Here is a 13125-nt window from a genome sequence, read left to right on the forward strand (position 1 = left end):
GGAGAAAGCTCCAATGTCCGCCACCATGACCGCCCGTCTGATCCGCCTCGCGATGGTCGCCGCCGCCGCCACCTCCCTGACCGCCTGCGGCGCCGCCTCGCGCATCGCCGACATCGGCAAGGCCCCGGAAATGTCCAGCATCCAGGATCCGCAGGCCAAGCCCGGCTATCAGCCGATCAGCCTGCCGATGCCGACCCCGCTGCCGACGGAGCGCAACCCGAACTCGCTGTGGCGGACCGGCGCGAAGGCCTTCTTCAAGGACCAGCGCGCGGCCAAGGTGGGCGACATCCTGACGATCAACATCTCCATCGCCGATCAGGCCAAGCTGTCGAATGAGAGCAAGCGGTCGCGCGCCAACACCGAGAAGGCCGGCATGCCGAGCCTGTTCGGCCTGGAAGGCGCCACGCTGAGCCGCGTCCTGCCGGCCGGCGCCTCGGCCTCCAGCCTGGTGGACCTGTCGAGCGACACGTCGAACGACGGCAAGGGATCGGTCAACCGCAACGAGCAGATCGACCTGAAGGTGGCGGCGCTGGTGGTCCAGTCCCTGCCCAACGGCAATCTGGTCATCCAGGGCCGCCAGGAAGTCCGCGTCAATTACGAGCTGCGCGACCTGCAGATCCACGGCGTGATCCGTCCGGAAGACATCACCGCCCAGAACACCATCAGCTACGAGAAGATCGCCGAGGCCCGCATCTCCTACGGCGGCCGTGGCCAGATCACCGACGTCCAGCAGCCGCGCTATGGCCAGCAGCTGTACGACATCATCATGCCGTTTTGAGGACGGCGGGTTTAACGGTTGAGGGACGGGGCCATGGGGGAGTAGTTCCCCTGTGGCCCGACCGCGTTGCGGGGGGTTACGAACTCCGGCATTGGCACCGATATCGGAAGCTCCCGCGATGCGGGCGGGTCGGCAATTGCTGCCGCCCGGTGGGTCGTGCCGGGGCGATGTTGCCGGGCCGTCAATCCCGATGAGGGTGAAGCGCGGCTGCGGTTCAGCCTTCCAGCGACTGCTGAGATACCGCCGTGAACCCATCCATCACGCCAACCGCCATGTTGCCGCCGATGCGCCCCAAGGCCGGCCCGATAAGTTCGGTCGCGCGACGGTAAGCCTCACGCTGGGCAACGCAGTCGATCAGATCAGCCGCGTTGGTGATGCTCTGGGACAAGGTGAGGTCGCTCGTCATTGTTCATCTCCTCGGACAAGCCATGATCGGCAGGACGAGGATGACCATACGCACCGCAGTCTCCATCCGCTGTTGCGTGCTTCACGTTCTTGGCCCGCGACCAATCCACTTACAGAACGGATGCCGGCCCCACACCACCCAGAAAGAAACGGCCCCGCCACCCCCGGGGGGAGCCGGGCCGTCTTGCTTTGGGATGGTTGCCGCCTACTGGTAGCCGCCTTCGCGGGCGCGGTCCTTGGCGGCCTCCTCCTGGGCTTTCTCGGTGCGACTGTCGATCTTGCCGCCGGCCTTGTCGGTGTCGGCAGGCTTCTGCGGCGATTCGCTGCGGCCGGCATCGGCCGGATTCCGGTTGGGCTGGTCGGCCATCTTGCTGCTCCTCGGTCGTTTTTCCGACTGGCGATGAATCGGGAACAGCGGCGGCCGGAGATCGTCGCGGGAGAAGGCCGGCGGCCTCAACCGGCCGGCCGGCCGGTGTCGGTATCGACTTCACCGTCGTCACGGTCCAGGGCGGCGTTGATCTGGTCCAGCGTGCGGCCGCAGCCGGTGCAGACGTCGCCGTCGATGGCACACATGCCCAGACAATCGGGATCGTCGCTCATGGCAGTGGGCGTTCCTTACGGTTGGCGGTGCGGATCCATCCCTATCGGAAAGCAAATTCCATCTCAAGCGTCTGGGTCGGAGGCATAGGCGGAATGGATTGCGGTCGGGATGCTGAGGGTATAAAGCACTTGCTTCATCCACACGCTGCGAAGGTATGCATGCCAACGGCACTGCTGGTGTCCTGCGCGATGTATCGGCACGGCACCGCCAGAATGCCCGCCGCGCTGAAAGCGGCAGGATTTCGCGTCTTTGCCATCTGCCCCCGGCATTCCCTGCTCGAGTTCAGCGACCATGTCGACGGGCGGCACTCTTTCTCCCCGGGACTGTCGGTCGACGATCTGACGGTCACCGCCGCGCGTGCGGCGACGCAACTGGGTGCGAACATCGTCATCGGTTGCGAGGAAAGCGCGGTCAAGGTGCTCGGCTTGGCCGGCCGCCTTCTTGCGCAGGTGGCCGAGGACAGCGCCGACGCACACAAGCTGCGCTTCCTCCAGGGTTGGTACGGCGGCGTCTGCTGGGAAGAGACGCGCTCGCGTTGTGTCGAATTGGCGGCGGAAGCCGGCATTCGGACGCCACGTCAGGTCGTGGTCGATCCGCGGCGCACCGGTCCAAACGACCTGTCCGCTCTCGGCGCGCCGCTTCTGCTGAAATACGACGGCAGTACCGCCGGCCGCGGGGTTTTTCTCGCGTCCGACGCCCGGCATGCGTCCGAACTGCTGGCGGGGTTGGAGCAGATGAGCGCCTTTCCGGCCGACCGGCGGGTCGTCGCGCAGGAGTTCGTGCGCGGACGGGCGGCTTCGGTGTCGTTCTGCGCGCTCGGCGGGCGGATGCTGGAGGGCTTCGCCTATATCACCCTGCAGCATCAGCGGGAACCCTTCGGCCCGGCCTCGGTGATCGAACTGGCGGACCTGCCGCAGTTGATGGACATGGCCCGCCGCATGGTGGAACTGACGCGCTACTCCGGCTTCGGCGGCATCGACGCCATCCTGCCGGAGGATGGCGGCCCGCCCGTCTTCCTGGAGTTCAACGGCCGTCCGACCCAGACCACCCATCTCGGAAGTCTGGCGGGCAGCGACCTGTGCCGGGCGATGGCCTGCGCGCTGGACGGCCGGCCTCATGAAGGCGTGTTCGGACGGACCTCCGGCAAGACGGTCGCCCTGTTCCCGGCGGAATGGGCCCGCGATGCCAACAGCCGCTATCTGACCGCAGCCCACCATGATGTACCTTGGAGCGAGCGGCGGATGACCGCGGCGATCCTGAACATCACGCCGCAGCTGAATTCCACCTGACCGGTCATTGCGGCGGCTGGTCCAGCGACAGTTCGCCGGTGACCTCGTGCGTCAGGTCGATGCCGTCGACCGTCAGCACCATGCGGACCGGCAGTGACTTCATCCCGTCCAGCCGTCCTTCCGCCAGCGCGCGGCCGACGGCCAGTTCGATCTCCCGCTGGGAGGTAACACCGACCTGCTTGAGGAATTTGCGCAGGTCGAGGTTGAAGGTCTCGTTGTCCATATCCGGCCTCCGGGTTGGGAATCGCTGTTTCGCCTGCCGTTCCGAACCCCCGGGGAGCGGCGTTGGTTCCGTGGCCGGCCCCGCCCTTATTCGGGCAACACCCCGTCGGGATACAGCACGCCCGGCCCCCCGTCCTCCCGCGCAACCAGCCGCAGGCCGGCGGCGGTGAAGGCCGCGGTCAGCAGGGTCTCCGTACTCCGGTGCAAGGCGTGACGGCCCTTTTCGAAGTCGCGGATGGTCCCGCGGGAGACCGTCGCCCGATCCGCCAGTTCCTCCTGCGTCCAGTCGAGAAAGCCGCGGGCCGCTCGGCACTGACCCGGAGTCAAAACACCCTTCGTAAGCATATTTTTCTCCGAGAAAGCTTGGCCAGAAACGTTGAAGTTGACCATTTCCACCACAATATTGGCATCACTACCCCGGAATCCAAGTTCCATCCGCGCCCTTCCCCTGCCGCCGGAGACGCCGCCGCATGCCCCATCACGTTCCCCTGATCGCCACCATGGTGGCCGCCATCGTTCTGGCCTTCGTCTTCGGCGCCTTGGCCCACCGGCTGCGCCTGTCGCCGCTGGTGGGGTATCTGCTGGCCGGGGTCGCCATCGGTCCCTTCACGCCAGGCTTCGTCGGCGACATGCAGTTGGCCTCCCAGTTGGCGGAGATCGGGGTGATCCTGCTGATGTTCGGCGTGGGGCTGCATTTCTCGCTGAACGACCTGATGAAGGTGCGGTCGATCGCCATTCCGGGTGCGGTGGTGCAGATCGCCATCGCCACGGCGATGGGATGGGGGCTGGCCCGCTTTCTCGGCTGGAATTTGGCGGCGGGGCTGGTATTCGGCCTGGCGCTGTCGGTGGCGAGCACGGTGGTGCTGCTGCGCGCGCTGGAGCAGCTGGACCTGTTCCGCACCGAACGGGGACGGATCGCCATCGGCTGGCTGATCGTCGAGGATCTGGCGATGGTGCTGGCGCTGGTGCTGTTGCCGCCGGTGGCCCGCATGCTGGAAAGCGGCGGCGGGATGGACGGCGAGGTGCTGTTGTCGCTGGCGTGGACGCTGGGAAAGGTGGCGCTGTTCGTCGCCCTGATGCTGGTCGGCGGCCGGCGGATCGTGCCCTGGGTGCTGGAGCGCATCGCCCGCACCGGTTCGCGCGAGTTGTTCACCCTCTGCGTCCTGGCGCTGGCGCTCGGCATCGCCTATGGCTCCGCCACGCTGTTCAGCGTGTCCTTCGCGCTGGGCGCCTTCTTCGCCGGGATGGTGCTGAACGAATCCGATCTCAGCCACCGGGCGGCGGAACAGACCCTGCCCTTGCAGGACGCATTCGCCGTGCTGTTCTTCGTGTCGGTCGGCATGCTGTTCGACCCCGCGGTGCTGACCCGGTCGCCATGGGCGGTGCTGGCGACCTTGGCGATCATCCTGCTGGGCAAGTCGGCGGCGGCCTTCGGTCTCGTCCTGCTGTTCCGCTATCCGTTGCGCACGGCGGTGACGGTGGCTGTCAGTCTGGCGCAGATCGGCGAGTTCTCCTTCATTCTGGTCGCGCTTGGCATGCAACTCCGCATCCTGCCGGAAGAGGGCCAGGGGCTGATCCTGGCTGGCGCCCTGCTGTCGATCACCGCCAACCCGCTGCTGTTCGCCGTGGTCCAGCGCCTGTTCCCGGACGAGGCGGAACCGCTGCCGCCGGCCGACACCGCGCCGGAATTGCGCGATTACCAGGCCTTGAGCGGCCATGTCATCGTCGTCGGCCATGGGCGGGTCGGCCGCTTCGTCACGCAGGCCCTTCAGGAGGTGCCCGCGGAGGAAGAGCGGCCGGTGGTGGTGATCGACCTGCAGCGCGAACGGGTGAAGGCCCTGCAGGCGGCAGGCGTGCGTGCGGTCTACGGCAATGCGGCGGCGGCTGGAATTCTGGAGCGCGCCGGGGTGCAGGGCGCCTCGCTGCTGCTGGTCACCGTTCCCGATGCGCTGGAAGGTGGCGGCGTGGTGCAGCAGGCCCGGACACTGAATCCGACGATCGCCATCGCCGCCCGTGCCCACAGCGACGAGGCGGTGGCCCATCTCGACCGCACCGGCGCCGATGTCGTCTTCATGGGCGAACGCGAAATCGCGCGGCGGATGTTCGAATATGCCGGCCGCACCGATGCGGACGAGGCAAATGGAGCCGGACTGCTGGCAGCGACCTGAACACGGCGAAAACGCCGGTCGGGGACCGGCGCTTTCAAATCCGTCGATGCAACTTCCGGCGAAGCACACGGCCCCTCCCCCGGCGACCGGCGCCGGGAAGGCCATGACCTGCCGGAAGACGGCGCGGCGTCAGTCGTCGCGCTGGGTCCGTTCCATCCTCTCGTGACGCTCCTGGGCCTCCAGGCTCAGCGTCGCGATCGGGCGGGCGTCCAGCCGGCGAACGGAGATGGGGTCGCCCGTCTCCTCGCAATAGCCGTAGCTGCCGTCGACCAGCCGCTCCAGCGCGGCGTCGATCTTGGAGATCAGCTTGCGTTCGCGGTCACGGGTGCGCAGTTCCAGCGCGCGGTCGGTCTCCGCCGAGGCGCGGTCGGCGATATCCGGTTCCTGGATACCGCCTTCCTGGAGGCTGTTCAGCGTGCCGGTTGATTCCGCCAGAAGCTCCGCGCCAGCAGGCGAAGCTTTTATGAACATTCTACAAAGATCTGTCTGAGAACCTGCCTGATCTGGCTGTCTTGGGCAGAAGGTGACAGCCCTGAAAGATCTGAAGTAGTATGGTATCCATATGTGAGGAGAGGATGCTATTGCTGGGACTGGTAACTCATTATCGTTCTGAAACATTCCAAATGCCTTGGAAACAAAAGACTGAATGAGCAGGCATACTACTGTGCTGCTTCTGCCACCTGGACAAGGGACTGTAGGAATGGTCATGCCTACCTGCCTGAGATTTGCTGTTTCAATGCACACAAATGGCCCAGTCTGCCTGGAGGCCCCAGAGATGGGAGGGGCTGAGCCATACTGACTCACAGCCCATGACTGATCTCATCCAATTTAAGAGATTTGTTCATTGACCTGCGTGGTGGTGCCTGCATCATCTTCTGCCAGACTGATTGTTTTACTCATTAATGCAATGGACAGTGAAATGCTGGATTTATTTGACAGATATTCCCTTCCACAGATTTGTTGCAAACACGCACGGTGGGTGGGGCGCCTGTCATCAGAGCCTGATCCCTGCAAGTCACAGATACCTGAAACTTTATAGAGAAAGTTACAGAGCTGTGGGCTGAACGGTGCTTCTACCTAATTGCTTTGAGAATGCAGTGCCAGATGAAGCTTGGATTCTGCCAGGAAAACGAATCACATTGCCGTGCGCTACTGAGCTGATCTTCCATATCCAGGGAAACTGTTTGCAGTAAGATGTAAACGTGTACTGTAGATGGACTCATCCCACATCCATCAAGGCCAGCTGCACTGGCAAAACTGCTTGCCTGCTGCACCCAGCGCCATCGGACGGCTGAGATGCATGACAGTGCTGCTTCGATTGCCTGGAAGTGAGAAGCTGGGGAGAGATGGCATGAGTTCAGAGTGTTCAGGCCACGTCTCTGTCACCTGTCCAGCAGCAAACGAATTTCTTGAGAAGACTGCTCAGCAGAAATGGAAACGGGGTCAGACCAGGTCATTTGACTGTTTATCAGGAGACTGGATGCTGAGGGTGCAAAAAATAGACATGCTGAGCCCACAGGCCTCCAATGGTTGAATGAGCACATTGGTTTCTGAATGAATTTCAAACTTTTTCATTGAGTGAGAGCTTCACGGCATGTTGAATGAGAAGGAAGAGACGCAGGAGACGAACTTGTACTTGCATTCAGTGAGCATATATATTTAAGATGTTAAGTTTATAAACAGTAGGTGATGCGCATCGATGTCACTGCGTCTGGCGATAAGGATCAAGATGATCATCAAGGTGGGACCTGCTGGTCACCCCGATGATGGGCGCCGACGGCGAGGTCTATGCCGTGGCGCAGGGGCCGATCGCGGTCTCGGGCTTCACCGCCCAGGGCCAGGGCGCCAGCGTGACCCGCGGCGTGCCGACCTCCGGCCGCATCTCTTCCGGCGCCATCGTGGAGCGGGAAATCCAGTTCTCGCTGGCCGAGTTGCCCGTGCTGCGACTGTCCTTGCGCAACCCGGACTTCACCACCGCCCAGCGGGTGGCGACCGCCATCAACATCCAGCTGCGCGGCAACCGCGCCCAGGCGACCGACCCGGCCTCCGTCCTGATCAACGTGCCGGAGACGCGCCGCGGCGACGTGGTGGGGCTGGTGACGGAGATCGAACAGCTGCGCATCACCCCCGATCAGGTCGCCCGCGTGGTGGTCGACGAGAAATCGGGCGTCATCGTGATGGGCGAGAACGTCCGCATCTCCACCGTCGCCATCGCCCAGGGCAACCTGACCATCCGCATCACCGAAACCCCGCAGGTCAGCCAGCCCGGCCCCTTCAGCCAGGGCCAGACCGCGGTGGTGCCGCGCACCGACATCCAGGTCGACGAACAGTCCAACAACCGCCTCGCCGTTATGAATTCCGGGGTGACCCTGCAGGAGTTGGTACAGTCCTTGAATGCGCTTGGGGTGGGTCCGCGGGACATGATCGCCATTCTCCAGTCGATCAAGGCCGCCGGAGCCCTGCAAGCCGAGATCGAGGTGATCTGATGTCCATGAGCCCCGCCCTTTCCGCCGCTTCGGCCCCGCGCAGCTCTTCATTGGTGGAGCGCGCCCAGGCGTCAGGGTTCGGCGTACGGACCCTGGCAAAGATTTCCGATCTGGAGGCCAAGACCGACCCGGCAAAGCTTGCCCAGCTGCGCAAATCCGCCAACGAGTTCGAGAGCCAGTTCGTATCGCAGATGCTGAGCCCGATGTTCGAGGGGATCCAGACCGACGAGACCTTCGGCGGCGGGCGCGGCGAGGAAATGTTCCGGCCGATGCTGGTCGAGCAGTTCGGCAAGCAGATCACCCAGCGTGGCGGCTTCGGCATCGCCAAGCAGGTTTACGCAGAGCTTCTTCGCGCCCAGGAGGCCAGCCATGGATAAGGTCGACGTCCGTTTCCCCCAGCCGGCCAAGCCGGCCGCCAACCTGCCGAAGAATGCCCAGGAACGCGCGGTGGCGCTGGTCGAGCTGATGGGCCGCCTGACCGCCCTGCTGGAGCGCGAGGCCGCCGCCGTCCGTGCCCGCCGCCCGGCCAAGGAACTGACCCAGATCGTCAAGGACAAGCAGCCGATGACGCTGGTCTATGAAGAGATCAGCCGCATGCTGCGCGTCGACCGCGAAGGACTGATGGGTTTGCCGCAGGAGATGAAGGCCGCGCTGAAGGATGCGACCGGCAAGCTCTATGCCGCCACCGCCGACAATGCGGAGGCCCTGCGCATCGGCGGCGAGGCGCAGAAGGTGATGGTCGACACCGTCGTCACCGTCATCACCCGCCAGCAGAAGGCGCCGACCACCGCCTATGCCGCCCACATGGGCGGTGGCCGCGGCTATTCCCCGCCGCCCAGCGGGCCGCGCACCTCGGCGGCGCTGAACACCCGTCTTTGATCCCAACCGCCTTCATCCGTGACTGCCGAGACGTTTCGGACGGCCGCCTCTCTCCACAGGGGCGGCCTTTTTCTTTGCGGGCCTTTCTCCTTGGGGCCAGGTTCCTTGGGGCCCGGTTCCTCGGGATTGGGCCGCTGCGGCAAGAAAGACCCCGCACCCGGCGGAAATTGCCGGTCCGGCCTGCATCATGCGGCGGGAACTGCCACCCCGCACCGCATGAATGGCCCAATGGCGCGGAGTCCCAACTGGCCCGCCTGTTGCATTGGTCTCTCCGCATCGCTGTCGGTGCGTTCCGCCGTCCCTGAGAGGCCGTTCCATGGAAGTCCAATCGAACAACATCGCCGCGTCCTTGTTCGACGGTCTCAGCCAGTCCCAGCAGACGCAGGGGACGGGGGCGAAGAACGACCTGTTTTCCAAGATGATGGACCGCATGCTGACCGACGCCGCCGCGCGCAAGCGCGAACAGGCCGATGCGGCGGCACGCAACTCCGCCAAGGACGCCGCAAAGGACGCGGCCAAGGAGGCCAGCGACGCCCGTAAGGCGGAGGCCCAGCGCAAGCAACCGGTGCGCGCCGAACCGAAGCCGGACCTGACCCGCGAGCGCACGGCCCAGGCCGCCCGTCCGGCCACCGATGCCGCCGACACGGCCCGCGCTCCGGAACCGAAGACCGCCGAGACCGACGACGACCGCAAGGTTCAAGCCGGACAGGACGACCGCCGGCCGGCCAAAGCTGAAAAGCCGACGAAGGATGCGAAGGCGGAGGCGGCGAAAGCCGATCCCTCCAAGACGTCCGCGGCGAAGACGGACGACACCAAGACCGTGGCCGCCGACGAAGCCGCCGCGACTGACGACGCCGCCGCTTCGACTGAGGATGCCGGGCAGACGGAAACCGCGTCGGCCGACGCCCCAGGCGACGGTGACCCGACCGCCACAGCCGACGAACAGGCCCAGCCCGGCGACCAGTCCACCACAGAACAGCCTCCGGCCGCTCAGCCGGTGCCGCCGCAACCGGTGCCGCAGGCCAGCGATCTGATCCTCGCCGGACTGATGCCGGCCGGACAGGCCGCGGCGAAGGATGCCACCGAAGAGGCGGGCGCCGGCACCGACGACGCCGCGACGGTCGGGGCCGCGGGGACCGGCACGGCCGGCACCCTCGATCCCGCTGCCCAGCTGGTCCAGGCGCAGGCCGCCGCTGCCGCCGCTGCCGGCGCGACGGCGGGCGGACAGGCCGCCGCCGGTGCCGATACGGCCGCGAAGGCTGCCGGCAAGGGTGGCGCCGTGGATGGCGACGCCGCGAAGACCACGGACGCCTCCCAGGCCGACGCCGGCGCCGAAGCCCTGCCGAGCGACGAGGACGTCGCCCTGCCCGACCGCTTCGCCGACCTGCTGGCCGCAGCCAAGGCCAAGACGGGTGAAGCCAGGCAGAACGGCAAGCATGCCGGCAGCGAGGGCAGCGGCCGGAACGACGCCCAGCCCCAAACTCAGGCGATGCCGCAGCAGCCGGTTCCGCCGGCTCCGCCTGCCGTCCCGGTGGCGGAAGCCGTCACGGCCGCTGCGACGGGTACGGCCGCTACGACGCTGGAGGGCATCGACGCCTCCGGCGCGGCCGGCGGAGCATCCGGCGCCGCCACCGCCAGCCCGCACACCCACCCGGCCCTTGCCGCGATGGAAGGCGTCCACGGCGGCATTCCCGGCCTCGACCAGCCGCAGGCGACCGCGACGCTCCGCCCGTCGCGCGGCGCCGGCATGCCGATGGGCGTGCACGACCAGATCGCCGTCCATATCAAGAAGAATGTCGGCGACGAGGTCGACCAGTTCACCATCAACCTGCATCCGGCCGAGCTTGGCCGGATCGACATCAAGCTGGACATCGGCGCCGATGGCCGGGTCAACGCGATGGTCGCGGTGGAAAAGGCGCAGACCCTCGAACTTCTGCAGCGTGACAGCCGCAGCCTGGAACGCGCCTTGCAGGACGCCGGACTGCAGACGGACTCGAACAGCTTGAACTTCAGCCTGCGCGGCGAAGGCAACCCCTTCGCCGGTGACGGCCGGGGCGACGGCAAGAACGGTGGATCGGGTCGGCGCGGCCGCGGCTTCGGCGGGGGTGGCGACGATGACGGGACCGACAGCGCCGTCTACACGGCAACGCTCGGCAACGGGCGCGTCGACATCCGCGCCTGACGGCGACGCCCGCGGCCATCCCGCCGCAGCCCACCGTCACATGAGAGATATCGGCCGCAAGGCCAACGAAGGACGACCGCGATGACCACGACGACCAACACCACCAGCCCGACCCTGAACCAGTACGGCACCTATTCGGGAGGCAAGTCCACCGGGTCGAAGACGGCGTCCGAAACCGCCAAGACCCCGCAGACCGATGCCGACAAGACCGCGTCGGCGACCAAGGGCCTCGGCGACAATTTCCAGACGTTCCTCACCATGCTGACCACGCAGATGAAGAACCAGGACCCGCTGAAGCCGCTCGACACCAACGACATGACCAAGCAGCTGGTCGATTTCGCCAACGTCGAGCAGAACATCGGCACCAACAGCCGCCTGGACAAGCTGGTTCAGTTGCAGTCGGCCGGCACCGCGTCGACCAACCTCGCCTATCTCGGCCGCACCGTCGCCTTCGAGGGCGACAGCTTCCAGTACAACCAGGGCATGGCCCAGGCGCCGCTGGGCTACGAGCTGGAAACATCGGCCAAGTCGGTGCGCGTCGACATCCTGGATGGCAACGGCAACATCATCCGCTCGATGCCGGGCGAGACCACCGCCGGCACCAAGCATGCGGTCAGCTGGGACTTCAAGGACAACAACGGCCGCGCGGTGCAGCCGGGCACCTACCGCATGAACGTCGCGCCGGTGGCGGAGAACAAGAACGACACCATCAAGACCACCACCTACACCTTCGGCACCGTCGCCGGTATCGGCAGCAACAAGGACGGCGAAACCGTGCTGAACATCGGCACCAGCGAAGTCCCGCTGTCGAAGCTGACCACTGTCTATTGATCGGGACCCGTTGCGCACACGGATTGTCGGCACGCTTACCGGACAGGGCGCCGCGACCGCCCTGTCCGTTCGGATGACCGACTACCACCCGATAAAAAGTTAACCCTTTCGTTTAGGCATTTGTTAAGTGCCGGCGCCTACAGTACCCCGAAATCGTGGAATCCACAGTTTGGGTTGGAGCGTCCGCGCATGGCACTCATCGAACTCGACATCGGCGACGACTCTGCAGCCGGTGCATCGGTCATTGGTCCTGAGGGGCGTCCCATGACCGAAAACGACCTTCCCCCGCCCGACACCAAGCGTTGGGTGATGCGCCGCAAGGCGGAAGTGGTCGCCGGCGTCCGTTCGGGCCTGATCAGCCTGGAAGAGGCGTGCCGCCGCTACACCTTGTCGGTGGAGGAATTCCTATCCTGGCAGCGGCTGATCGACAGCCACGGCATGCGCGGCCTGCGCGCCACCCGCCTGCAGGACTACCGCCCCGGCCAGCCCGTCCGCGACCGCATCGGCGCGGACTGAGGCAGCGCACACAGAGTCGACGAAGCGCCGCAGGGCTGACCTGCGGCGCTTCGTTGCGTTCGGGGCGATTGAGGCCGGGGGCAACCGTCGCCTATGGCCGCGCCTGCGCACATGCCGCGTCGACCAGCATCGCAGCCGCACTTGCCACCGCGTCGTTGGCCGGTCCCAAGTCCAGCGCCCGCCCGGCTGCATAGGCGCCTTCCATCAGCAGCTGCAATTGGCCGCACAGCCGGTCCGGATCGTCGGCACCGGCCGCCACCGCCAACCTGTGCAGGCGGTCGCGGACCATCCGCTTGTGGGCCAAAGCCAGCGCACGGGCGGGGTTGGCGGGGTCGCGCAGTTCGGCGGCGGCACTGGTGAAGGGGCAGCCCTGGAATTTCGGATGATCGATCCAGTGGGCCAGCGCCACGAAAAGCGCCTTCATCTGGGCGCGCGGATCGCCGGGATGGCGGGCCACCACCCGGTCCCACCACGCGCCATGCTGGGCGATGCTGCGCTCCAGATAAGCGCAGACCAGATCGTCCTTGGACTCGAAGTTCCGGTACAGGCTCATCTTCGCGACACCGGATTTGGCGATGATTGTGTCGATGCCGACCGCGCGGATGCCCTCGCGATAGAACAGCTCCGCCGCCGTATCGAGAATCCGCTCCCGCGCCGGCTTCCTTGCGCCTTCAGCCTCTGCCATTCCCACCCCATCCGCTCCGAACGGCCGGGTTCAAGCCCGCCGTTGACAATGATACAGACCTGTCTCTACCATCGCAACGAAGA

At 65.8% G+C, this 13125-nt stretch carries 15 protein-coding genes and 1 pseudogene; 9 read left to right on the forward strand and 7 right to left on the reverse strand.

Going from position 1 to position 13125, the window contains the following annotated elements; genetic code table 11:
- Window positions 1-13 precede the first annotated feature (13 nt).
- Window positions 14-778: a flagellar basal body L-ring protein FlgH gene (flgH, locus tag ACCD06_RS11840; protein WP_199232072.1), complete on the forward strand. Its 765-nt coding sequence runs from the start codon at window positions 14-16 to the stop codon at window positions 776-778.
- A gap of 214 nt (window positions 779-992) precedes the next feature.
- On the opposite strand, the gene ACCD06_RS11845 is transcribed toward flgH, so the two are convergent.
- The 3 genes from ACCD06_RS11845 to ACCD06_RS11855 form a co-directional block, all read right to left on the reverse strand.
- A complete protein-coding gene (locus tag ACCD06_RS11845) occupies window positions 993-1184 on the reverse strand; it encodes a hypothetical protein (protein WP_413340839.1) in 192 nt (63 codons plus the stop codon).
- A gap of 204 nt (window positions 1185-1388) precedes the next feature.
- On the reverse strand, window positions 1389-1550 hold the full coding sequence (locus ACCD06_RS11850; RefSeq protein ID WP_158281951.1) for a hypothetical protein: 162 nt from the start codon (window positions 1548-1550) through the stop codon (window positions 1389-1391).
- Between the two features lie 86 nt (window positions 1551-1636).
- Entirely contained in the window at window positions 1637-1783 is a 147-nt protein-coding gene (locus ACCD06_RS11855) for a DUF1289 domain-containing protein (protein ID WP_413340841.1), read from the reverse strand.
- Window positions 1784-1942: 159 nt separating this feature from the next.
- Here ACCD06_RS11855 and ACCD06_RS11860 point away from each other — a divergent pair, with 159 nt between their 5' ends.
- On the forward strand, window positions 1943-3073 hold the full coding sequence (locus tag ACCD06_RS11860; RefSeq protein WP_413340843.1) for an ATP-grasp domain-containing protein: 1131 nt from the start codon (window positions 1943-1945) through the stop codon (window positions 3071-3073).
- A 4-nt stretch (window positions 3074-3077) separates the two neighbouring features.
- On the opposite strand, the gene ACCD06_RS11865 is transcribed toward ACCD06_RS11860, so the two are convergent.
- Window positions 3078-3296, reverse strand: a complete 219-nt coding sequence (locus ACCD06_RS11865) for a DUF6494 family protein (protein ID WP_109073787.1) — start codon at window positions 3294-3296, stop codon at window positions 3078-3080.
- Window positions 3297-3382: 86 nt separating this feature from the next.
- Window positions 3383-3730, reverse strand: coding sequence for a helix-turn-helix transcriptional regulator (locus ACCD06_RS11870; protein WP_413340845.1), 348 nt, complete (start codon window positions 3728-3730; stop codon window positions 3383-3385).
- 35 nt (window positions 3731-3765) lie between these two features.
- On the opposite strand from ACCD06_RS11870, the gene ybaL reads away from it, so the two are divergent.
- Window positions 3766-5463: a YbaL family putative K(+) efflux transporter gene (gene ybaL, locus ACCD06_RS11875; protein WP_413340847.1), complete on the forward strand. Its 1698-nt coding sequence runs from the start codon at window positions 3766-3768 to the stop codon at window positions 5461-5463.
- A gap of 129 nt (window positions 5464-5592) precedes the next feature.
- Here ybaL and dksA read toward each other — a convergent pair whose 3' ends face one another.
- Window positions 5593-5934, reverse strand: coding sequence for an RNA polymerase-binding protein DksA (gene dksA, locus ACCD06_RS11880; RefSeq protein ID WP_413340849.1), 342 nt, complete (start codon window positions 5932-5934; stop codon window positions 5593-5595).
- Between the two features lie 1221 nt (window positions 5935-7155).
- Here dksA and ACCD06_RS11885 point away from each other — a divergent pair.
- The 6 genes and pseudogenes from ACCD06_RS11885 to ACCD06_RS11910 form a co-directional block, all read left to right on the forward strand.
- Window positions 7156-7949: pseudogene (locus ACCD06_RS11885) on the forward strand (flagellar basal body P-ring protein FlgI); the annotation flags it as partial.
- Window positions 7950-7954: 5 nt separating this feature from the next.
- Window positions 7955-8326 carry a rod-binding protein gene (locus tag ACCD06_RS11890; RefSeq protein WP_247871525.1) on the forward strand — a complete coding sequence of 124 codons (372 nt, stop codon included), beginning with the start codon at window positions 7955-7957 and terminating at the stop codon, window positions 8324-8326.
- The gene (locus tag ACCD06_RS11895) at window positions 8319-8828 is read left to right on the forward strand and encodes a flagellar basal-body protein (RefSeq protein WP_109073792.1); all 510 of its coding nucleotides are present in this window, start codon (window positions 8319-8321) and stop codon (window positions 8826-8828) included. The genes ACCD06_RS11890 and ACCD06_RS11895 overlap by 8 nt, the downstream gene beginning before the upstream one ends.
- A gap of 316 nt (window positions 8829-9144) precedes the next feature.
- Entirely contained in the window at window positions 9145-11010 is a 1866-nt protein-coding gene (locus ACCD06_RS11900) for a flagellar hook-length control protein FliK (RefSeq protein WP_109073793.1), read from the forward strand.
- Between the two features lie 81 nt (window positions 11011-11091).
- Window positions 11092-11841 (forward strand): flagellar hook assembly protein FlgD, encoded by a 750-nt coding sequence (locus tag ACCD06_RS11905; RefSeq protein WP_413340852.1) that lies wholly within the window; start codon window positions 11092-11094, stop codon window positions 11839-11841.
- Between the two features lie 189 nt (window positions 11842-12030).
- On the forward strand, window positions 12031-12357 hold the full coding sequence (locus ACCD06_RS11910; RefSeq protein ID WP_413340854.1) for a DUF1153 domain-containing protein: 327 nt from the start codon (window positions 12031-12033) through the stop codon (window positions 12355-12357).
- A gap of 91 nt (window positions 12358-12448) precedes the next feature.
- Here the strand turns inward: ACCD06_RS11910 and ACCD06_RS11915 are convergent, their stop codons facing one another.
- Complete coding sequence (locus tag ACCD06_RS11915; protein WP_413340856.1) at window positions 12449-13042, reverse strand: TetR/AcrR family transcriptional regulator; 594 nt, start codon at window positions 13040-13042, stop codon at window positions 12449-12451.
- Window positions 13043-13125: the final 83 nt, after the last annotated feature.

This window comes from Azospirillum sp. CT11-132, from assembly GCF_047302835.1.
Classification (GTDB): Bacteria; Pseudomonadota; Alphaproteobacteria; order Azospirillales; family Azospirillaceae; genus Azospirillum.

Coding starts and splice junctions, on each gene's coding strand:
- flgH (WP_199232072.1), top strand. CDS start 14: ATGTCCGCCACCATGACCGCCCGTCTGATCCGCCTCGCGATGGTCGCC.
- ACCD06_RS11845 (WP_413340839.1), bottom strand. CDS start 1,184: ATGACGAGCGACCTCACCTTGTCCCAGAGCATCACCAACGCGGCTGAT.
- ACCD06_RS11850 (WP_158281951.1), bottom strand. CDS start 1,550: ATGGCCGACCAGCCCAACCGGAATCCGGCCGATGCCGGCCGCAGCGAA.
- ACCD06_RS11855 (WP_413340841.1), bottom strand. CDS start 1,783: ATGAGCGACGATCCCGATTGTCTGGGCATGTGTGCCATCGACGGCGAC.
- ACCD06_RS11860 (WP_413340843.1), top strand. CDS start 1,943: ATGCCAACGGCACTGCTGGTGTCCTGCGCGATGTATCGGCACGGCACC.
- ACCD06_RS11865 (WP_109073787.1), bottom strand. CDS start 3,296: ATGGACAACGAGACCTTCAACCTCGACCTGCGCAAATTCCTCAAGCAG.
- ACCD06_RS11870 (WP_413340845.1), bottom strand. CDS start 3,730: ATGGAACTTGGATTCCGGGGTAGTGATGCCAATATTGTGGTGGAAATG.
- ybaL (WP_413340847.1), top strand. CDS start 3,766: ATGCCCCATCACGTTCCCCTGATCGCCACCATGGTGGCCGCCATCGTT.
- dksA (WP_413340849.1), bottom strand. CDS start 5,934: ATGTTCATAAAAGCTTCGCCTGCTGGCGCGGAGCTTCTGGCGGAATCA.
- ACCD06_RS11890 (WP_247871525.1), top strand. CDS start 7,955: ATGAGCCCCGCCCTTTCCGCCGCTTCGGCCCCGCGCAGCTCTTCATTG.
- ACCD06_RS11895 (WP_109073792.1), top strand. CDS start 8,319: ATGGATAAGGTCGACGTCCGTTTCCCCCAGCCGGCCAAGCCGGCCGCC.
- ACCD06_RS11900 (WP_109073793.1), top strand. CDS start 9,145: ATGGAAGTCCAATCGAACAACATCGCCGCGTCCTTGTTCGACGGTCTC.
- ACCD06_RS11905 (WP_413340852.1), top strand. CDS start 11,092: ATGACCACGACGACCAACACCACCAGCCCGACCCTGAACCAGTACGGC.
- ACCD06_RS11910 (WP_413340854.1), top strand. CDS start 12,031: ATGGCACTCATCGAACTCGACATCGGCGACGACTCTGCAGCCGGTGCA.
- ACCD06_RS11915 (WP_413340856.1), bottom strand. CDS start 13,042: ATGGCAGAGGCTGAAGGCGCAAGGAAGCCGGCGCGGGAGCGGATTCTC.